The organism is Rhizobium sp. GCM10022189 (assembly GCF_042656325.1).
In the GTDB taxonomy this organism is placed as follows: domain Bacteria; phylum Pseudomonadota; class Alphaproteobacteria; order Rhizobiales; family Rhizobiaceae; genus Rhizobium.
Window position 1 is genome coordinate 73,899 of record NZ_JBHSOR010000056.1, and the last position, 17,298, is coordinate 91,196.

Sequence of the window (17,298 nt, forward strand, 5' to 3'; positions counted from 1 at the left end):
CCGGGCCGCATTGATGCCGCCGGCCGGGGATCCGGATCCATTTCCATGTCTACAATCGCTGCCGCCGAGGCAGAAGACGCCGTATCGGGCGTTTCGCTCTATCGCGCCATCTGGCGCTGGCATTTCTTTGCCGGCCTGCTCGTCATTCCCTTCCTGCTGAACCTTGCCGTTACCGGCTCGCTCTACCTGTTCAAGGACGAGATCAACGATACGGTCTTTGCCTATCGCTATATCGTCGCGCCGGGCGGCGAGCGGCTTTCGCCGCAGAAGATCGCCGAGATCGCCGCGGCCGCCGTTCCCGGCTCGGTCGCGAGTTCCTACAAGGACCCGGCCGGCCGCGACCGCTCGGCCATCGTCACCGTCTCGACCGATGCCGGCGCGAGCCTGGTCTTCGTCAATCCCTATGACGGCGCGGTGCTGGACAAGGTGGGCACGACGGAGGAGTTCAACTATGTCGTCAAGCGCATCCACAGCCTGGCGCTTTTCGGCGAGACGGCGAACAAGCTGATCGAAATCACCGGCGGCTTCGCCATGGTGCTGGTCGTGACCGGCATCTATCTGTGGTGGCCGCGGCGGCAGGCCGGCGGGGTTGTCACGGTGCGCGGCAGGCCGTCGCGGCGGGTCTTCTGGCGGGACCTGCATGCGGTGACGGGCGCCTTTGCCGGCATCCTGATCTTCTTCCTGGCGATGACCGGCATGCCCTGGTCGGGCTATTGGGGCGCCAATGCCAATGCCTGGCTGACGAACCACGGCCTCGGCTATCCGGTGCAGCTGTGGGATGCCGTGCCGAAATCGCAGAAGGTGACGGAAGACATCCTGCCCAAGGCCGGCTGGATCGTCGAGAAGGCGCCGGTGCCGCTGTCGGAGATTGCCGCCGCGCAGTCGAAGAAGCCGATCGGGCTTGACCGGGCGGTGGAGATCGCGCGCGGCCTCGGCATGGCGCCGGGCTTCGATCTTGCCGTTCCCGGCAGCGAGACCGGCGTCTATACGGCGGCGATCTATCCCGACGACCTGAGCAACGAGCGCACCGTTCATATCGACCAGTATTCCGGCAGGCCGCTCGTCGATCTCTCCTTCGGCCAGTATCCGTTCCTCGGCCGGGCGATCGAATGGGGCATCAACGTGCATCAGGGGCAGGAATTCGGGCTCGTGAACCAGCTGCTGATGCTGGCGACCTGCCTTGCCATCATCCTTTCCTGCGTGACCGGCATCGTCATGTGGTGGAAGCGGCGGCCGGCGGGGCGGGTCGGCGTGCCGCCCATGCCGCCGCGGCGCTCGGTCTATTTCGGGCTGTGGACCATCGTGCTCGCCTTCGCCGTCGCCTTTCCGATGAGCGGCCTGATGATCCTGCTGATGATCGCCTTCGACCAGATGGTGATCCGCTTCGTGCCGCCGCTGAAGCGCGCCTTTGCCTGAGGAGGAGGGGATGATGAAGACGACGGTTTCTCTTCTTGCCGGTCTGCTGATCGCAACGGCGGCGGCCGCACAGGATACGATCCGCATCGACCATGCGGCCTCGCATTCCATGGTGCCGGGCGCCAGGGTCGGCGACGGCTATCTTGTCATCACCAATGGCGGCAGCGCGCCGGACCGGCTGGTTGGCGCACGTTCCGAGCGCGCCGGCAGCGTGCAGCTGCACCAGATGACGATGGCGAACGGCATCATGACCATGCGCGAGCTGAAGGGCGGGCTTGCCATTCCGGCCGGCCAGACGGTGACGCTCGAACCCAACTACCACCTGATGTTCCAGGACGTGGCAAAGCCCTTCAAACAGGGCGAGACGATCCGGGCGGTGCTGCGCTTCGAGAAGGCCGGCGAGATCGCGGTCGATTTTGCCGTCGGCCGGATTGCCGGGCCGCTCGACGATGTCGGCGGTACCGGTGCGGGCATGGATCACGGCAGCATGCCCGGCATGGATGGCATGGACATGGACGGGCCGCCGCCGCAGGAAGCGATCCCGGCGGTGCTGAAGACGATGTTCGAGCGGCCGGACAAGCCGCTGACCGTGCTGCCGGTGGTCGTGCGCAACGGCTTTGCGATTGCCGGCTGGCAGCAGGACGGGCGCGGCGGGCGGGCGCTTATGAAACAGGGCCATCACGGCTGGAGCCTCGTTCTGTGCAGCGGCGACGCCATCAGGCAGGCGGCGGCGCTGGAGAAGGCGGGGCTTTCGGCCGAGGATGCCGCGGCGCTCTCGGCCGATCTGGCGGCGGCGGAAGCAGGGCTCGATCCCGAAGTGCTGGCGCTGTTTGCGAGCTTCGAGGGCACCGTGACGATGGCGGCCGCCGCGGACGGGGCCGGCCAGGGCGGGCATGAGGGGCACGGCCAATGAGCGCGCGCACCCTTGCCGTTTCCGGCCTTGCCGCAAGTGCGGCCTTTGTCGGCGCGCTGGTTGCGCTCGTGCTGTCGCTCTATCTTTCTGAGCCGCGCACGGGGCCGTTCGACGCGCGGTTTTCGCTGGTCGACGACCGGGGCAACGCGGTCGACCAGTCGATCTTCAGGGGCCATCCGGCGCTCGTCTATTTCGGCTATACCCATTGCCCGCAAGCCTGCCCGACGACGCTTTACGAGGTGGCGGACTGGCTGGCGACGCTCGGCGAGCGGGGCCGGGCGCTGAGGGCCTATTTCTTCTCCATCGATCCGGAGCGCGACACGCAGGCGGTGATGCACGATTACGTCACCGCCTTTTCCAGCCGCATCACCGGCATTACCGGCACGCCGCAGGAGATGAAGAAGGTTTCCGACGGCTGGTTCATCCATGCGGAGAAACTGCCGGCCGAGGACGGCAACTATCACATGAGCCATACGGTCTCGCTGCTGCTGATCGGCGCCGACGGGCGGCTGAAAGGGCTGATCCCCTACGGGGCCGATCGCGACGAGGCGCTGAGGAAGATCCGCGACGTGCTCCTCGGCGAGGGGACGTGAGATGGTGAACGGGTTCGTCGCTCGCAGATGCCAGCCTTATGCGGCGCGTTCCTCGGGCCTGTCCCGAGGGATCTGCCGCGGGCCGATGCCGATCCTCGGGACGGGCCCGGCGATGACGTCGCGCAAAAGGGGAGGTTCCCGGAAAATGGCGGCACGATGCGGAATAAATCCGCTCCCCGACTGTCTAATCTCGAAAGGGCCATGCGCCGTCGCCTGTCCCACCCAAACGAAAGGCATGATCTGATGTCCAGACTGACCCGCATCCTCTCCGTCGCCGCCCTTGCAAGCATCGCCTTTGCCGGCCAGGCGCTTGCGCACGCGCATCTGCAGGGCTCCGAGCCAGCCGACAAGGCCGCCGTCGCCTCTCCCGGCGAACTCGACCTGACCTTCAGCGAAGCGCTCGACCTCAAATTCAGCGGTGTGACCGTGACCGGCCCGGATAAGGGCGAGGTCAAGCTCGGCGAGCCCATGCTGATGGAGGGCGACAAGGTGCTGATGGTGCCGGTATCCGGCAAGCTCGCGCCCGGCAGCTACAGCGTCGACTGGCACGTGCTTTCGGCCGACGGGCACAAGACCAACGGTTCGTTCAGCTTCACCGTAAAGCCCTGATGACACCGGATACGGCCAATATCGCCTGCCGTTTCGCCTTCGACGCGGCGAGCCTGTTCCTCTGGGGCAGCGCGGCCTATCTGTGGCTGCTCGTGCCCGAGGGGCTGCGCGGCAGCCTCTGGGCCAGGCTCGGGCCGTGGCGCATCGCGGCGGTGGCGCTTGCTGTCACCGCCACGCTGGCGCTGCTGCCGGTGCGCTGCGCCATGCTGGGCAACGGCTGGGCGGACGGGCTGGACCGGGCCATCATGGCGGCGGTGCTGACGGGGACTTCCATCGGCGCCGCCTGGGCCTGGCAGGCGGGATCTGCCGCTCTTCTCCTTGCGGTGACATTGCTGCCGTTACGGCAAAAGCCTGCCGCAACGGCAATTGCCGGCGCGCTCATGCTCTGCGGCCTGGCGCTGACCGGCCATGCGGCCATGAACGACGGCTGGCTGCGGCTGCTGCAGGGGGGCAACGACGTGCTGCATGTGCTTGCGGGCGGCGCCTGGGTCGGGGCGCTGGTTCCCGTCGCGCTCGTGCTTGCCCGGCTTGGCGATGCGGCGGTGGCGGGCGAGGCGCGCACGGCGCTGATCCGTTTTTCGGCGGCGGGGCATGTGGCCGTGGCGCTGGTCATTCTCTCCGGCGCGGCAAACGGCCTCCTCATCATCGGCGGGTTGCCGCTCGACTGGAGCGTTGCCTATCAGCGGCTGCTCTGCCTGAAGATGGCGCTCGCCCTGCTGATGGTGCTGATTGCGCTGTCCAACCGCTACGGGCTGGTGGCGCGCATCGGCCGCTCGCGCCGGGCCGCGAGCGCGCTTCTTGCCGGAACCGTGGCGGAGATCGTGCTTGCCCTCGGCATTGTCGCGCTCGTTGCCTGGTTCGGCACGCTGGAGCCGGTTGCCGGCTGAACGCGCCCCCACGGGCCGGTTCTAGAACCTATGTTTGGATTACCGGCGCGCAGGCGCGGCTGTACCTTTCGCGTGCCGTCACCAGAGAACGGAAACACGAGGTTCGAGCGCCGGTCTCACGACGGTATGCAGCGTCAGCGCATGACCGGACGGAGGGTGACAGGCTGGTGTCCACACAATAGAGGAGCGCATCATGTCGCAGTCAGAAACAAAAGCCCGTAGCACGGAGCCGCAACGGGCGCCTTCCGTCGTAGCCAGGCCCGGCGATCCGGTTCCGTCGCGTTATGCGCTTAATATCGGCGATATCGAGGTGATGGTGGTCAGCGACGGGGTGCTGCCGCTGCCGACCACCATGCTGGGGCACAATGTCGACGCCGCCGTGCGCGCCGGCTGGCTGGGCGACATGTTCCTGCCGCCCGACGCTTTCGACTGGTCGCTGAACGTGGTCGTGGTGCGCAGCGGCGCCCAGACCATTCTCGTCGATGCCGGGCTGGGCATCGACCCGGACCTGAACCTGCCGCGGGCCGGGCAGCTGATCAAGCGACTGGAGGCCGCAGGCATCGATCTCGGCTCCGTGACCGACGTCGTGCTGACCCATATGCATATGGATCATGTCGGCGGGCTGCTGGTCGAAGGGGTGAAGCAACGCCTGCGCAAGGACCTGCGGATCCACGTCGCGGCCGCCGAGGTCAAGTTCTGGGAAGCGCCCGATTTCTCCCATGTTGCCATGCCGCCGGGCTTCCCGGATGCGCTTCGGGCCGCCGCCAAGCGCTTCCGCGCGGAATATGAGGGCCAGCTGCGGACGTTCGACGAGGAGCACGAAGTGGCGCCGGGCGTCGTCGTCTCCCGCACCGGCGGACATACGCCCGGCCATAGCGTGGTCCGCGTGGCCTCCGGCGGCGACAAGCTGATGTTTGCCGGCGACGCCATATTCGCCGTCGGGTTCGAGCATCCCGACTGGTTCAACGGTTTCGAGCACGACCCGGAAGAGGCGGCCCGAGTCCGCGTCCGGCTTCTGCGCGAGCTGGCGGCGACGGGCGAACTGCTGGTGGCGACCCACCTGCCGTTTCCCTCCATCGGCCATGTGGCCGTCGACGGCGACGCCTTTCGCTGGGTGCCGATCTTCTGGGATTACTGACCGCTGTCGGGCCGCCGCAGCAGGCCGTCATGGCGGGGTGCGGCGCCTATGCTTCTCGACCTGCGAGGTCCGGCAAATGCCGGGCCTCGTTCCGCTTCGGGAATCCGTTGCGGTTTCCGGCCGATGCCGCAGCTCAGGCCCAGCGCTCGCAGAAGGCCTCGATATCGCTGGACTGAAACTCGGCAAGCCGCTCCATGATGGTCTCGAACGGCCAGTCCCACCAGGCGATGGCGGCAAGTTTTTCCGCAACCTTGCGCGAGAAGCGCTCGCGGATGAATTTGGCGGGAACGCCGCCGACGATCGTATAGGGTTCGACATCCCTGGTGACGACGGCACCGGCCGCCAGAACCGCGCCGTCCCCGACCGTGACGCCGGGCAGCACGATGACGCCGTGGCCGATCCAGACATCGTTGCCGATGACGGCGCGGGCGGCCTTCCGCCCGGCGAAGAAGGCATGGTCGCGCACGGCATCGGCCGAATAATATTCCGGGCAATAGGTGAAGCGGTGCATCGAGGGGCGGTCCATCGGGTGGTTGGGCGCGCCGATCCTGACTTCGGCGGCAATGGCGCAGAACCTGCCGACCGTCGCGTCGGCGAGAATGCAGCGCTGGCCGAGATAGGAATAATCCCCGAGGTCGACCGTGTGCAGGGCGGTATCTTGCAGGATCTCGCAGCATCTGCCGATGCTGGAATCGCGGATGCTGGCCGTCGGGTGGATGACGGTTTCGGCAATCTTGGGGCGGTTTGGCTGGGCGGACTTATCCATGGGCAATCTCCGGATTCCGGCCTGCCTAGCCGGGGAGGATGAAGGATATGTGACGCGGACTTGACCGCCGCAGCTTCGAAGGTTTCACCGGCTTTCGACACCCTTTGAGGCCAGCCAGTCGTGAAAGGCGGCCACTTCGGATCGGCGCAGGGTCTTGGCGGATGCGGCGGCGAAATAGGCCCATTTCACGGGCCAGCGGATCTCGGGCAGGAGATGGACGAGGCGGCCGCCTTCCAGTTCCCGCGCCACCAGCGCCTTCCTGACGAGGGCGATGCCGCGCGCGGCGATGGCGGCCTGAATGACGGCCGCGGTCGAGTTGATCTTCAGGCCGCCGTCTTCCGGCGGCTGGTTTGCCCCGGCGCGGGCGAGCCAGTCGCGCCATGCCGGGAAATCGCCGTCGGGGTGGGGCGTGCCGTCGTGGATCAGGGTCTGTTCGGACATCCAGCCGGCCGTTGCCGGGCGATCCCGCGGCAGCAGCGACCTGTTGCAGACCGCGATGATTTCCTCGCCCATCAGGAAGGTGGATTTCACGCCCTTCCAGTTGCCGAGGCCGCAGCGGATGCCGATATCGGCCTCGCCCTGCGCGAGATCGATGATCCGGTCCGAGACGTCGAGCCGGACGTCGATATTGGGGTGGCGGGCGGCAAAATCGTCGAGACGGCCAAGCACCCAGTTGGCAACCAGCGCCTGCGACGCGGTGACGACGACGACCGAGCGGGCCTTGCGGCCGCGCAGCTTGTTGAGGCCGGATTCCAGGAGATCGAGGCCCTGCGCGATATCCTCCAGCGCGTCGGAGGCTTCGTCGACCGGGGTCAGGCGTTCGGCGCCCGCGCGCGCCCGGCGAAAGAGCGGGTAGCCCACCCAGTCCTCCAGCGAGCGGACAAGCTGGCCGACGGCGGGCGGGGTGACGTCAAGCTCGCCTGCCGCGCCGACAAAGCTGCCGTGCCTGGCCGAAGCTTCGAGCGCCTGCAGGGATTTGAGCCTTGTAAGGTTCCTCATGCGCAACCCGTCTCCCGATCTTGCCTGACAAAGATTTTCTTTCTTTCCGGTATCGTCCGTTTGCCTGGCCCTTGCAACCGAAAACCTTCATCCGTGGTCTTCCGGAAAGAGGTGCGGATATGACATTTGACGGCAGGACAGCGCTGGTGACGGGCGGATCGAGCGGGATCGGCCTGGCGACGGCAAGGATGCTCAGGGACCAGGGCGCGCGGGTCGCGATCACGGGCCGGTCGGTGCAGCGGCTTGCTGCCGCCCGGCGCGAACTCGGCGAGGAGGTCCTGGCGATCCGGGCCGACGTATCGTCGCTCGCCGACCTGGCGAGGATGCGGGCCGCTCTCGAAGGCGCTTTTGCGCCGATCGACATCGTATTTGCCAATGCCGGCGTGGCGTTGGGCACGCCGCTCGCCACCGCCGACGAGGCGACCTACAATGCGATCATGGACACGAATGTGAAAGGCGTGTTCTTCACCGTGCAGGCGGTGCTGCCGCTCATGCGCGACGGCGGCTCGATCATCCTCAACACGTCCTGGCTCAACCAGGTCGGCACGCCCGGACGCGCCATCCTGTCCGCCTCGAAGGCGGCCGTGCGATCCTTCGCGAGGACCATGTCGGCAGAGCTGCTCGACCGGAGGATCAGGGTCAATGCCGTCAGCCCCGGCGCGATCGAAACGCCGATCCACCGCGGGAAAGGCCAGACGGAGGAAGACTTCAGGGCCTATGCGGCGCGGGTCGGCAGCCAGGTGCCGGCCGGGCGCATGGGCCGGCCCGAGGAGGTGGCGGCCGCCGTGCTCTTCCTCGCAAGCGATGCTTCCGCCTACATGCTGGGCGCGGAAATCGTCATCGACGGCGGCAGATCGGAGCTGTGAGATGTTGATCAACGGAGACTTCAGCCGGCGTGCGCTTGTCCATGCCGAGCGCATCGACTGGATAGCGAGCCCCGCCAGGGGCGTGGACCGGCGCATGCTGTTTCGCATCGGCGCGGAGAAGGCGCGCGCCACATCGATCGTGCGTTATGCCGCCGGCAGCCGTTTTGCCCGTCACGAACATCCGGGCGGCGAGGAGTTCCTGGTTCTCGACGGCACGTTCCAGGACGAGAGCGGCGACTTTCCGGCAGGAAGCTACGTGCGCAATCCTCCCGGAACCGGCCATGCGCCGGGCAGCGACGGCGGCTGCGTCATCTTTGTGAAACTGTGGCAGTTCAGGCAGGGCGACGGCGAGAGGATCGTAAGGCTTCCGGGAGAGGGAGGGTCTTGGCGCCTTCGCCCCGGCGCGGCGTCATCGAAAGTGCTGTTTGACGGAGACGGCGAGCGCGTGCTGCTGGAGGACTGGCAGGCCGGCGGGACGGTCGAAGTGGAAAATCCCGACGGCCTCGAACTGCTGGTCCTGTCCGGCGATTTCACGGAGAGCGGCGATGTGCTCGACCGGTGGACATGGCTGCGCCTGCCGGCCGGCCAACCGCTTCATGCGACGGCCGGAGAGGGCGGCGCCCGCGTCTGGATGAAGGCCGGCAAGCTGCTGCACGACGATGTCTGCCCCTTCGAGAGCGCGGCGGAGGCGGAGGAGAAATCCCGATGAAGTTCCATGAGGTTGTCGTCGTCGGTGCGGGGCTTGCGGGCCTCTACGCGGCAAGGGGCCTGCACGCTGCCGGGATCGACGTCCTCGTCATCGAGGCGCGCGAGCGCATCGGCGGGCGTATCCTGACGGCGGACGGCTCGGGACTGCCGAGCGAGGACGGTTTCGATCTCGGCCCGTCCTGGTACTGGCCGCAGATGCAGCCGGCCATGGCCGAGCTGGTATCGGAAGCCGGTCTTGCCGCCTTTGCGCAAAACAGCGAGGGCGACGTCGTCTTCGAGCGGATGTCGCGGGAGAGGCCGCAGCGATACCGGCCGACGGCGCAGGAGCAGCAATCCATGCGGATCTCCGGCGGGACGGCCGCCGGCCTGCGCGCCATTGCCCGCGAGCTGCCGCCGGAGCGGGTGCTGCTGGGGCGCGGGGCGACAGCGATGGAACTGACGGAGCGCGGCGTGCGGATCACCATCCGGGGCGGGGAGGCGGCGCAGCAGGCGATCGAGGCCGGCCATGTCATCGCCGCCCTGCCGCCGCGACTGCTGGAGGCTTCCGTATCCTTCACGCCGGCGCAGGACAGCGCGACCGCGAAGCGCTGGCGGGATACGCCGACCTGGATGGCGCCGCACGCCAAGTTCTTCGCGATCTACGATCAGCCGTTCTGGCGGCGTGCCGGTCTTTCCGGGACCGCCCAGAGCATGGTCGGGCCGATGGTGGAAATCCACGATGCCACGACGGCTTCCGGCAAGGCGGCCCTGTTCGGCTTTCTCGGCGTGGCGGCGCAGCAGCGCGCCGAAATCGGCGAGGAGGCGTTGAAGGCCGCCTGCCTTGCGCAGCTCGAACGCTTGTTCGGGGCTGCGGCTCGACATGCGCGGGCGACTCTGCTCAAGGATTGGGCGGCCGATCCGCTGACCGCGACACGGCAGGACCTCGTGGCCGCCGGCCATCCCGTCGTCCGGGACGGGGCCTGGGTGACGGGGCCGTGGCGGCAGCGCCTTAGCCTGGCCGGCAGCGAAACGAGCGATTCCGAGCCCGGCTACCTGTCGGGTGCGGTGACGGCGGCCAGGCGGGCGATCGCCGACTATCTTTCGCAACAGGTCAGGACTTCCGAATGACAGCCGAATATTCCTTCCGCCAGCCGGTCCTCGACGACGCGGCGCGGTGCTTCGAGATCGAAACCTCCGCCTATGAAGGGGAGGAGGCCGCGACCCTGGACAAGATCCGGACCCGGATCGCGGAATATCCGCAGGGCTTTCTTCTGCTTGAGGCGGGCGGGAGGATCGCAGGCTTCATCAACAGCGGCTGCGCCCACGATGTCGTCATGTCGGACGAGGCGTTCAAGGAACTGGTCGGGCACGATCCGCAGGCCCTGAATGTCGTCATCATGTCGGTCGTGGTCGATCCGGCCGAACAGGGCAAGGGATATGCGAAACTGCTGATGAACCGCTTCGTCGCGCAGATGAAGGACATGGGCAAGGCGCGCATCCATCTCATGTGCAAGGGGCAGCACGTGCCGCTCTACGAGAAGATGGGCTATCGCTATGTCAGGCCTTCCGCATCGGAACACGGCGGCATGGCCTGGCACGAGATGGTGATGGACCTCTAGCAGGCTGCCGCCGCAAGCGCGGCGTTCACCAGTTCCCGCATCGCCGGCAGCGGATGCCGCTCGGGAACACGCGCCTCCAGATCCACATACGAAAACAATGATCCCGTCCGATCGTCCCCACCGCGCATCCAAATCAATCCCTTCTCTTGCTGCCCGAAGGGAATCATGTCTTCAGGCCAAAAGCCGGGGGGGCAGCAGCCTTCTAGTGCAGTTTTAAACCTACGAGAAATATTGATGACAAGAATTCTTACAGCGATGGATGTGGCAGAGAAAGTTTATGGTGAATGGAAAGAGACATCCATACATTGAGAATTGATAGAGAGACTTGTGAACTCGCCATCGCGGACCTGGCACGAGGTCGCACGCTCAGCCCGGATTGCTCGGCAGATAAAGTTTTGGATACGGTGCGAAGAGCGATCGCATCAGGCGGTGCCAATTTTTTGCGCTTGAGAGCATTGCCGACAGCGGCCGGCGGAGCAAAAGCGCCGGCCTAAGCCGTCTACGGGTATTGTCGGCATGTCTTCCGGAATTTTCGTATCGTGGATCCGTCCTCCCATTTGGTCCGTGCATTTCTCGTCGCAAATATCCGCCACTTAACTTCCAATCTGCCGGCTATTGACTTCCAAATAGCCGAATACGACAGTCCCGATCAGCGGAGATTCGGAGTGCTGAATGTTTGGTCGGTTTGTAGAGCGGCGGGCAGATGAGGCGCTGTCCGACACGCCCGTCGTTTTGATAATTGGACCACGCCGGGCAGGCAAAACAACGCTCGTCAAAAAGATGGGCACTTCGGAGCGCGCCTACATAACGCTCGACGATCAGACGGTACTGGAAGCCGCCAGGAATGATCCAGTCGGTTTTATCCGAGGTCTCGATCAAGCCATCATCGATGAGGTGCAGCGAGCACCGGACCTTCTATTGGCTATCAAGAAGTCTGTTGATGAAGACTACCGTCCCGGTCGGTTTCTCCTGACCGGTTCGGCCAATGTGCTGACGCTGCCGAAAGTCGCTGATAGCTTGGCAGGACGCATGGAAACTATTCAAATGCTTCCTTTGGCAAGGGCCGAGATCGCCGGGAATTCCCCGAGCTTTCTTGAAGGATTGTTTGAAGGAAAGCTGAAAAATCAGCCGAATGCAGTTGTTGGCGACGATCTGGTTCAGTTGGTTTTGCTCGGCGGGTTCCCCGAAGCTCTTAGCCGCGAGAGTGAGCGCCGGCGCCAGGATTGGGCGCGATCTTATCTCACCTCGATCCTGACACGCGACTTGCGGGATATTGCTGACGTCGAGAAATTGACTGAGCTTCCGAAGTTTGTTCGGCTGCTAGCGGAACATTCCGGGCAGCTGGTCAACTATTCCCAGTTCGGGGCCAGCATCAATGTGAGCCATAAGACCGGCCAGCGATATGTGGGCCTGTTGGAGCAGGTATTCCTGATAACAACTGTGCAGCCGTGGTTTACCAATGCCCTGAAGAGGATGGTGAAGACACCGAAGCTGCATTTCGTCGATTCAGGGCTACTCGGCACGATCCGCGGGCTAACGTTCGATCGGGTTAAGGCCGATCGCGCGATGTTCGGAGCATTGCTGGAAAGCTTTGTTTTTTCGGAAGTCCGGAAGCTCATGACGGCGTCAGACCTTAGGGTCGCTGCCCATCATTTTCGTGATCGAGACGGTCGGGAGGTGGACGTCGTCTTGGAGCGTGACGACGGGATGATCGTCGGCATCGAGGTCAAGGCCAGTGCCACGGTCAAGACTGGCGATTTTTCTGGTTTGAAGGCTTTGGCGGAAGCTGCCGGCGATCGTTTTGCTTATGGCGTGGTCCTGTATGACAGCGCCGACATTGTTCCTTTCGGCGATCGATTGGCGGCTGCACCGCTGTCCTGTTTGTGGGGTTGATATGAGAATTATAGACAGCACCTCGCAATTGCTGGGAGCGGTTCAGTAATTGTTCAGCTCTAGAGCATTTCCGGCGAAAACGGAGTCGCCTTCGATGCTCTAGCTTATTGTTTTTGCTGCAATTCCTGACGCAAGACCGGTTCCCGCCCTTGCTGGAATCGCTTTAAGGCCGCGCCGCGGCGCCGGCAGGGCGGCTCAGGCGACGAGGGCGGAGCTTCCGGCTTCGAAGACCGACTGGTCCTCCAGGATGTTGGCCGTCAGCATCGCCCCTTCCAGCGCGGCGAGAACCCTGATCGCAGCTTCCCGTTCCAGCCCGCCTTGCCGCAGCGTCTCGATGCCAAGCTCGAAGAAACGCTTCACCTCGGCCCTGATTTCCTCGGCAAGTTCGTGAGACGCGGCGGCCAGGGCGCCGCAGAGGCACATGCGCCCGTCGTGCTGCAGGGCCTCGCGAAAGACGCGGCGCCACGCCTCCACGACATCGGTCCCTTCTGCGACCTGCGCATTCACGGCCTCGACGAGACGGTCGGTGTAACGGCGCGCGACGGCGGCGGCGAGCTTTTCCTTGGCGGGGAAATGGTAGTGGACGGAGGATGCCTTCACGCCGACATCGGCGGCGATATCGCGGAAACTGAAGCCGTGATAGCCGGCGCCGCGAATTCGCTCTTCGGCGGCATCCAGGATTGCCGTGACGGTATCGGTCATGATCCTTCCTCTCTATCTAATGTTAGATAGGTCTTGCCATTCAAAAACGCAATCCCTATGTTCCCTCAATCTATCTAACGTTAGATAGACAAAAGGAGATCGAACATGCGTTTTGAAGGTAAGGTCGTTGCGGTGACAGGCGGAGGCTCCGGCATCGGAAAGGAAGCGGCAGCCCGCTTCGTCGCCGAGGGAGCGAAGGTCGCGATCAACGGGCGCGACCGGGCAAAGCTGGAGGCGGCGGCCAGGGAGATCGATCCGGGCGGCAGGAACGTCGTCGTCTCGGCCGGCGATATTGCCAGCCCGCAGACCGGGGCCGCTCTGGTCGAGGCGGCGGTGAAACATTTCGGCGGTCTGGATATTCTCGTCAACAATGCCGGGGTCTTCAACCCCAAGCCGTTCATCGAGCTGACGGAGGCCGATTACGACTGGTATCTGGATACGATCCTCAAGGGCAAGTTCTTCACCGCGCAGGCGGCTGCCAAGGCGATGAAGGACAAGGGCGGCGCAATCGTCCAGACCGGCTCGATGTGGGCGATCCAGGCAATCGGGGCAACGCCGTCGGCGGCCTATTCGGCGGCCAATGCAGGCGTCCATGCCATGGTGCGCAACCTGGCGATCGAACTTGCGCCCTACAATATCCGCATCAACGCGGTCGCGCCGGCCGTCGTCGAAACGCCCGTCTACAACACCTTCCTCTCCGACGAGCAGGTGCGGGACGTTCTCCCGACCTTCAACGCCTTCCACCCGCTCGGCCGCAACGGCCAGCCGCGCGATGTCGCCGAAGCGATCCTCTTCCTGGCATCCGAACAGGCCTCGTGGATCACCGGCACGATCCTTCCCGTCGATGGCGGCGTGACCGCCGGCCGCCAGTAGGGGGCGGCATGAAAACCATGCAGGACTGGAACGCCTGCCGCGACGCGCTGCTGGCGGGCTGAGGCCGGCGGGCCGGCGGGACCACCACGTCCCGCCGGCCGTTTTCGGGAGCGGGTGTTCTGGAGGCGGGAGGGCGTGCTTCGGGCCTGGAGCCGTCAAGCGCCCTGTGCGTTGGCGCCTGGCGCCATGCCATCGCCTCTCGTGCTCACCAGAACCAGCGGCACCGCGACCGCGTAAAGCGCGATCACCGAAAGCCAGATGCCGCCCGGCCAGTTTTCCCGCACCACGAAATAGAGCGAGGAGAAGCCGAGCGGAGCGATGACGGAGGCGAGGCTGATGGTGGAGGCGATGAGGCCCTGCAGCTCGCCCTGCCGGCCGGCTTCCACCTTTTTCGTGGCAAGCGCCTGGAAGGCGGGGTTGCCGATGCCGACAAGGGTGAAGACCGGCATGATGGCGAAGATCATCCAGCCCCGGTTCGCGAAGGCCATGACGAGGAGGGCGAGGCAGGCAGAAGCGATGCCTGTCAGCACCGACCAGCGCTCGCCGAGCAGGCGGGTGGCGGGGCCGGGCAGGAGGGCCTGGCAGAGGGTCTGGCAGATGCCGAAGGCGCCGAGCGACAGGCCGATCCGCAGGCCGTTCCAGCCGAACGTATCGAAGCCCCAGAGCGCCCAGCAGGTGCCGTAGGATTCGCCGGCGGCGCTGAAGACGAAATAGACGAGTACGACGGGCAGGAGCGCCTTCATCGAGACGAGCCGCTTGAAGGGGCCGAGCGGATTGAGGGCGGAAAGTTCGATCCTCCGGCGGGAGGGCGCGCGGGATTCGGGAAGGAGGAAGAGGGCGAGCAGCAGGTTGGCGCCGTTCAGCACGGCCGCGGCGATGAAGGGCAGGCGCAGCCAGTGATCGCCGAGCAGGCCGCCGAGGACGGGGCCGACGATGAAGCCGGCGCCGAACATGGCGTTGAACAGGCCGAAGCGGCGGGCGCGCCGATCTTCCGGCGAAATATCGGTGATATAGGCCGCGGCGACCGACATGTTGGCGCTGGTGAGGCCGGCGATGGCGCGGCCGGCGAGCAGCAGCGGGAGGGAGGGCGCAAAGGCCATGATCGCATAATTGACGGCGGCACCGGCAAGCGAAAGCAGCAGGACCGGGCGCCGGCCGATACTGTCGCTCAGTGCCCCGAGCACGGGCGCGAAGACGAATTGCATGGCGGCATAGAGCGCCGTCATGATGCCGACGGCAAAGGCGATATCCGGCGTGCGCATCACCTCCTGAAGAAGGCGCGGCAGGATGGGAAAGATCAGCCCGATGCCGACGGCATCGAGGCAGATGGCGGTGAAGATGACGAGCAGGGGCTTGTTGACGGCAGGAGCCATTGGCTTCTCCTTAACTGGGAGGGGGCGGACGGGGCAAAGCCATCCCGTTCGCGGCCGGTGCGCAGGCAGCCCGGTTCCGCGATGGCGATGTCGGTTTTGATATCGGGTATTAATATGTACTGAGTACAGAAATAGGCGGACGGAGGCCGCCTGTCAATATCGATGTACTCAGTACATGAATCCTGCTATTGAGAGCGCCATGTCGAAGCCGTCAGACGAAACAGCCGCGAAGGAAACGTCCCTGCATGCCGCTCCTTCGGAAGCGGAAGGCCCGGATTCGGGGCTGCTCGACAGGCGCGCCCGCAAGCGCCTCGCCACACGGCGCGCCATTGCGCTTGCCGCCGACCGGCTGTTTTTCGAGCGGGGTTTCGAGAATGTGACGGTGGACGAAATCGCGGCCGCCGCCGATGTCGGGCGCATGACGGTGTTCAACCATTTTCCGCGCAAGGAAGACATGTTCTTCGACCGCGACGAGGAGGCGCGCGAGAGGCTGCGCGCGGCGCTGCGGCAGCGCGATGCCGGGGTTTCGCCGATCGAGGCGCTGCGGCTGCTGGCCCATCGGCTGGCTGGCGAGCCGGCGCCTTACCTGCAGTTTTCGCCGGCGAGCCAGGGTTTCATCGAGACGGTGGAAAACAGCGAGACGCTGAAGGCGAGGGCTCGCGCGATCCGCGACGAGATTGCCGGCGAACTGGCGGCGGCCCTTGCCGGAAGCGCCGGCCGGCCGGCGGACGATCCCCTTGCGAAACTTGCCGGCGCCATGCTGCTTGCCACCTGGAGCGTCGCCTTCATCGAGGCGCACCGGACTTTCCGGCAGGAGCGGGATGGCGAGAAGGCGAAGGCCGCCTTTCTCGCGCTTGTCGATCAGGGCAGCCTCGGCGTGACGGCGGCGATGGCGGGCACGGCTTACGCGTGACCGTGCCGGAATCAAAAGGGCGCTCGACCCTTGCGGGGAGCGCCCTTTACCTGTGAACTCGAACGCGGCTCGACCAACGTCGATACCAAGCGCAAGTCCGTTTTCAGGTGAAGCCGCGATATGATGTGTGCCGGGCCGGATTGCAAGAGGCGGGGGCGGAGATTCTTCCATATTCTTGCATCCGTGCCCGCAATCGGCGGTCGGGCTCAGGGCCAGAGGCTTTCGCGCAGCCAGCCGGGCTTTTCCCGCCTGTACAGGAGCCGGTGATGCAGCCGGTTTTCGGCGCCCTGCCAGAACTCCACCTCATGCGGCATGACGATGAAGAGCTGCCAGTTCGGCGCGACGAGATCGGGCTCGGCTTCGAGGCGCCGGGCCTGTGTGGCGATTGCCGCATGGAGGTCGGGGCGCGCGCAGAGCGGCTGGCTCTGCGGGCCGGCAAGGGCTGCGGCGCGTGCGGCCGGCGAGCGGGCGCGGAAATCGTATGATCGACGATGTTCAGAAAACGCACATGGCTGGCGGTTTAGCCGCAGCAGGCGGCGGCCGGGGCGCAGCAGGGGGCCGGCTCGCTCCGTTGCGTGAGCCACCGGTCGCGCGGCTTGCAGCTGGCAGCGCGCGGCGCAAGCTCGACATGGACGGCACCGCCGCGCAATGTCGGCATCGATGCGCAATAAAGCTGCATCGGGCGCACGCCGTCGCTGACTTCGAATGTAAGTTTGGCGGTATCGTCCAGCTGCACATGCTCGGTCACCTTGCGGATGATCGCATGGAACTTGCCGGCCGGCATATGGGTGCGGTCGTCCTCGTCGATATCCCAAAGCTGAATGAAGATTTCGCTCCAGGCCTCCGGGTTGGCGCCGCAGTCCAGCGCCGAAAACTGCCCGGCCTTGACTTCGGTGACGTGATAGCCGGGGCGAACCGGGTTGCCGTCATAATAAAACACCAGCGGCGAATCCTTGGCGCCGGAAAGAATGCTCATCAATTCGCCGAGGGCGATATCTTCCTTCTGCATTTTGCTGTTGTCGATTGCGTTCATCTGAGTTATTCCTCGCTT

The 17,298-nt window shown here is 65.3% G+C and carries 19 protein-coding genes and 1 pseudogene; 13 read left to right on the forward strand and 7 right to left on the reverse strand.

What is annotated here, in order from left to right; all coding sequences use genetic code 11:
* Positions 1-45: 45 nt before the first annotated feature.
* The 6 genes from ACFPWW_RS26555 (at position 46) to ACFPWW_RS26580 (ending at position 5,556) form a co-directional block, all read left to right on the forward strand.
* The gene (locus ACFPWW_RS26555) at positions 46-1,416 is read left to right on the forward strand and encodes a PepSY-associated TM helix domain-containing protein (RefSeq protein ID WP_377314031.1); all 1,371 of its coding nucleotides are present in this window, start codon (positions 46-48) and stop codon (positions 1,414-1,416) included.
* A 10-nt stretch (positions 1,417-1,426) separates the two neighbouring features.
* A complete protein-coding gene (locus ACFPWW_RS26560; protein ID WP_377314033.1) occupies positions 1,427-2,329 on the forward strand; it encodes a copper uptake system-associated protein in 903 nt (300 codons plus the stop codon).
* Entirely contained in the window at positions 2,326-2,922 is a 597-nt protein-coding gene (locus ACFPWW_RS26565; protein WP_377314035.1) for an SCO family protein, read from the forward strand. The genes ACFPWW_RS26560 and ACFPWW_RS26565 overlap by 4 nt, the downstream gene beginning before the upstream one ends.
* 243 nt (positions 2,923-3,165) lie before the next feature.
* Entirely contained in the window at positions 3,166-3,531 is a 366-nt protein-coding gene (gene copC, locus ACFPWW_RS26570; RefSeq protein ID WP_112571475.1) for a copper homeostasis periplasmic binding protein CopC, read from the forward strand.
* Entirely contained in the window at positions 3,531-4,418 is an 888-nt protein-coding gene (gene copD, locus ACFPWW_RS26575) for a copper homeostasis membrane protein CopD (RefSeq protein WP_377314037.1), read from the forward strand. Before copC ends, copD begins: the two co-directional genes overlap by 1 nt.
* Positions 4,419-4,611: 193 nt before the next feature.
* Positions 4,612-5,556 carry an MBL fold metallo-hydrolase gene (locus ACFPWW_RS26580; protein ID WP_112571479.1) on the forward strand — a complete coding sequence of 315 codons (945 nt, stop codon included), beginning with the start codon at positions 4,612-4,614 and terminating at the stop codon, positions 5,554-5,556.
* 133 nt (positions 5,557-5,689) lie between these two features.
* Here the strand turns inward: ACFPWW_RS26580 and ACFPWW_RS26585 are convergent, their stop codons facing one another.
* Both ACFPWW_RS26585 and ACFPWW_RS26590 read right to left on the reverse strand, forming a co-directional pair.
* Positions 5,690-6,322 carry a DapH/DapD/GlmU-related protein gene (locus ACFPWW_RS26585; RefSeq protein WP_377314039.1) on the reverse strand — a complete coding sequence of 211 codons (633 nt, stop codon included), beginning with the start codon at positions 6,320-6,322 and terminating at the stop codon, positions 5,690-5,692.
* A gap of 84 nt (positions 6,323-6,406) precedes the next feature.
* Positions 6,407-7,321, reverse strand: coding sequence for a LysR substrate-binding domain-containing protein (locus ACFPWW_RS26590; protein WP_377314041.1), 915 nt, complete (start codon positions 7,319-7,321; stop codon positions 6,407-6,409).
* Between the two features lie 119 nt (positions 7,322-7,440).
* On the opposite strand from ACFPWW_RS26590, the gene ACFPWW_RS26595 reads away from it, so the two are divergent.
* From ACFPWW_RS26595 to ACFPWW_RS26610, 4 genes are read left to right on the forward strand one after another with little or no spacing between them, the layout of a single operon-like run.
* Complete coding sequence (locus tag ACFPWW_RS26595; RefSeq protein WP_377314043.1) at positions 7,441-8,187, forward strand: SDR family oxidoreductase; 747 nt, start codon at positions 7,441-7,443, stop codon at positions 8,185-8,187.
* A gap of 1 nt (position 8,188) precedes the next feature.
* Positions 8,189-8,896 carry a cupin domain-containing protein gene (locus ACFPWW_RS26600; protein WP_377314045.1) on the forward strand — a complete coding sequence of 236 codons (708 nt, stop codon included), beginning with the start codon at positions 8,189-8,191 and terminating at the stop codon, positions 8,894-8,896.
* Positions 8,893-10,002: a flavin monoamine oxidase family protein gene (locus tag ACFPWW_RS26605; protein WP_377314047.1), complete on the forward strand. Its 1,110-nt coding sequence runs from the start codon at positions 8,893-8,895 to the stop codon at positions 10,000-10,002. Before ACFPWW_RS26600 ends, ACFPWW_RS26605 begins: the two co-directional genes overlap by 4 nt.
* Positions 9,999-10,493: a GNAT family N-acetyltransferase gene (locus ACFPWW_RS26610; protein WP_377314049.1), complete on the forward strand. Its 495-nt coding sequence runs from the start codon at positions 9,999-10,001 to the stop codon at positions 10,491-10,493. The genes ACFPWW_RS26605 and ACFPWW_RS26610 overlap by 4 nt, the downstream gene beginning before the upstream one ends.
* Positions 10,494-10,501: 8 nt before the next feature.
* On the opposite strand, the pseudogene ACFPWW_RS26615 reads toward ACFPWW_RS26610, so the two are convergent.
* Positions 10,502-10,621, reverse strand: a pseudogene (locus ACFPWW_RS26615) (IS5/IS1182 family transposase); the annotation flags it as partial.
* A gap of 544 nt (positions 10,622-11,165) precedes the next feature.
* Here ACFPWW_RS26615 and ACFPWW_RS26620 point away from each other — a divergent pair.
* Positions 11,166-12,386 (forward strand): ATP-binding protein, encoded by a 1,221-nt coding sequence (locus tag ACFPWW_RS26620; RefSeq protein ID WP_377314051.1) that lies wholly within the window; start codon positions 11,166-11,168, stop codon positions 12,384-12,386.
* Positions 12,387-12,581: 195 nt separating this feature from the next.
* Here ACFPWW_RS26620 and ACFPWW_RS26625 read toward each other — a convergent pair whose 3' ends face one another.
* Complete coding sequence (locus ACFPWW_RS26625; RefSeq protein ID WP_377314053.1) at positions 12,582-13,088, reverse strand: TetR/AcrR family transcriptional regulator; 507 nt, start codon at positions 13,086-13,088, stop codon at positions 12,582-12,584.
* Positions 13,089-13,193: 105 nt separating this feature from the next.
* Between ACFPWW_RS26625 and ACFPWW_RS26630 the strand changes: the two genes are divergently transcribed.
* Positions 13,194-13,961 carry an SDR family NAD(P)-dependent oxidoreductase gene (locus ACFPWW_RS26630; protein ID WP_112759438.1) on the forward strand — a complete coding sequence of 256 codons (768 nt, stop codon included), beginning with the start codon at positions 13,194-13,196 and terminating at the stop codon, positions 13,959-13,961.
* A gap of 155 nt (positions 13,962-14,116) precedes the next feature.
* On the opposite strand, the gene ACFPWW_RS26635 is transcribed toward ACFPWW_RS26630, so the two are convergent.
* Entirely contained in the window at positions 14,117-15,334 is a 1,218-nt protein-coding gene (locus tag ACFPWW_RS26635; RefSeq protein ID WP_377314055.1) for a TCR/Tet family MFS transporter, read from the reverse strand.
* Between the two features lie 199 nt (positions 15,335-15,533).
* Here ACFPWW_RS26635 and ACFPWW_RS26640 point away from each other — a divergent pair, with 199 nt between their 5' ends.
* Positions 15,534-16,247 (forward strand): TetR/AcrR family transcriptional regulator, encoded by a 714-nt coding sequence (locus ACFPWW_RS26640; protein WP_112759436.1) that lies wholly within the window; start codon positions 15,534-15,536, stop codon positions 16,245-16,247.
* A 206-nt stretch (positions 16,248-16,453) separates the two neighbouring features.
* On the opposite strand, the gene ACFPWW_RS26645 is transcribed toward ACFPWW_RS26640, so the two are convergent.
* Both ACFPWW_RS26645 and ACFPWW_RS26650 read right to left on the reverse strand, forming a co-directional pair.
* Positions 16,454-16,831 carry a pyridoxine 5'-phosphate oxidase C-terminal domain-containing protein gene (locus tag ACFPWW_RS26645; RefSeq protein ID WP_377314057.1) on the reverse strand — a complete coding sequence of 126 codons (378 nt, stop codon included), beginning with the start codon at positions 16,829-16,831 and terminating at the stop codon, positions 16,454-16,456.
* Positions 16,768-17,280 (reverse strand): DUF6428 family protein, encoded by a 513-nt coding sequence (locus ACFPWW_RS26650; protein ID WP_112759435.1) that lies wholly within the window; start codon positions 17,278-17,280, stop codon positions 16,768-16,770. The genes ACFPWW_RS26645 and ACFPWW_RS26650 overlap by 64 nt, the downstream gene beginning before the upstream one ends.
* Positions 17,281-17,298 lie beyond the last annotated feature (18 nt).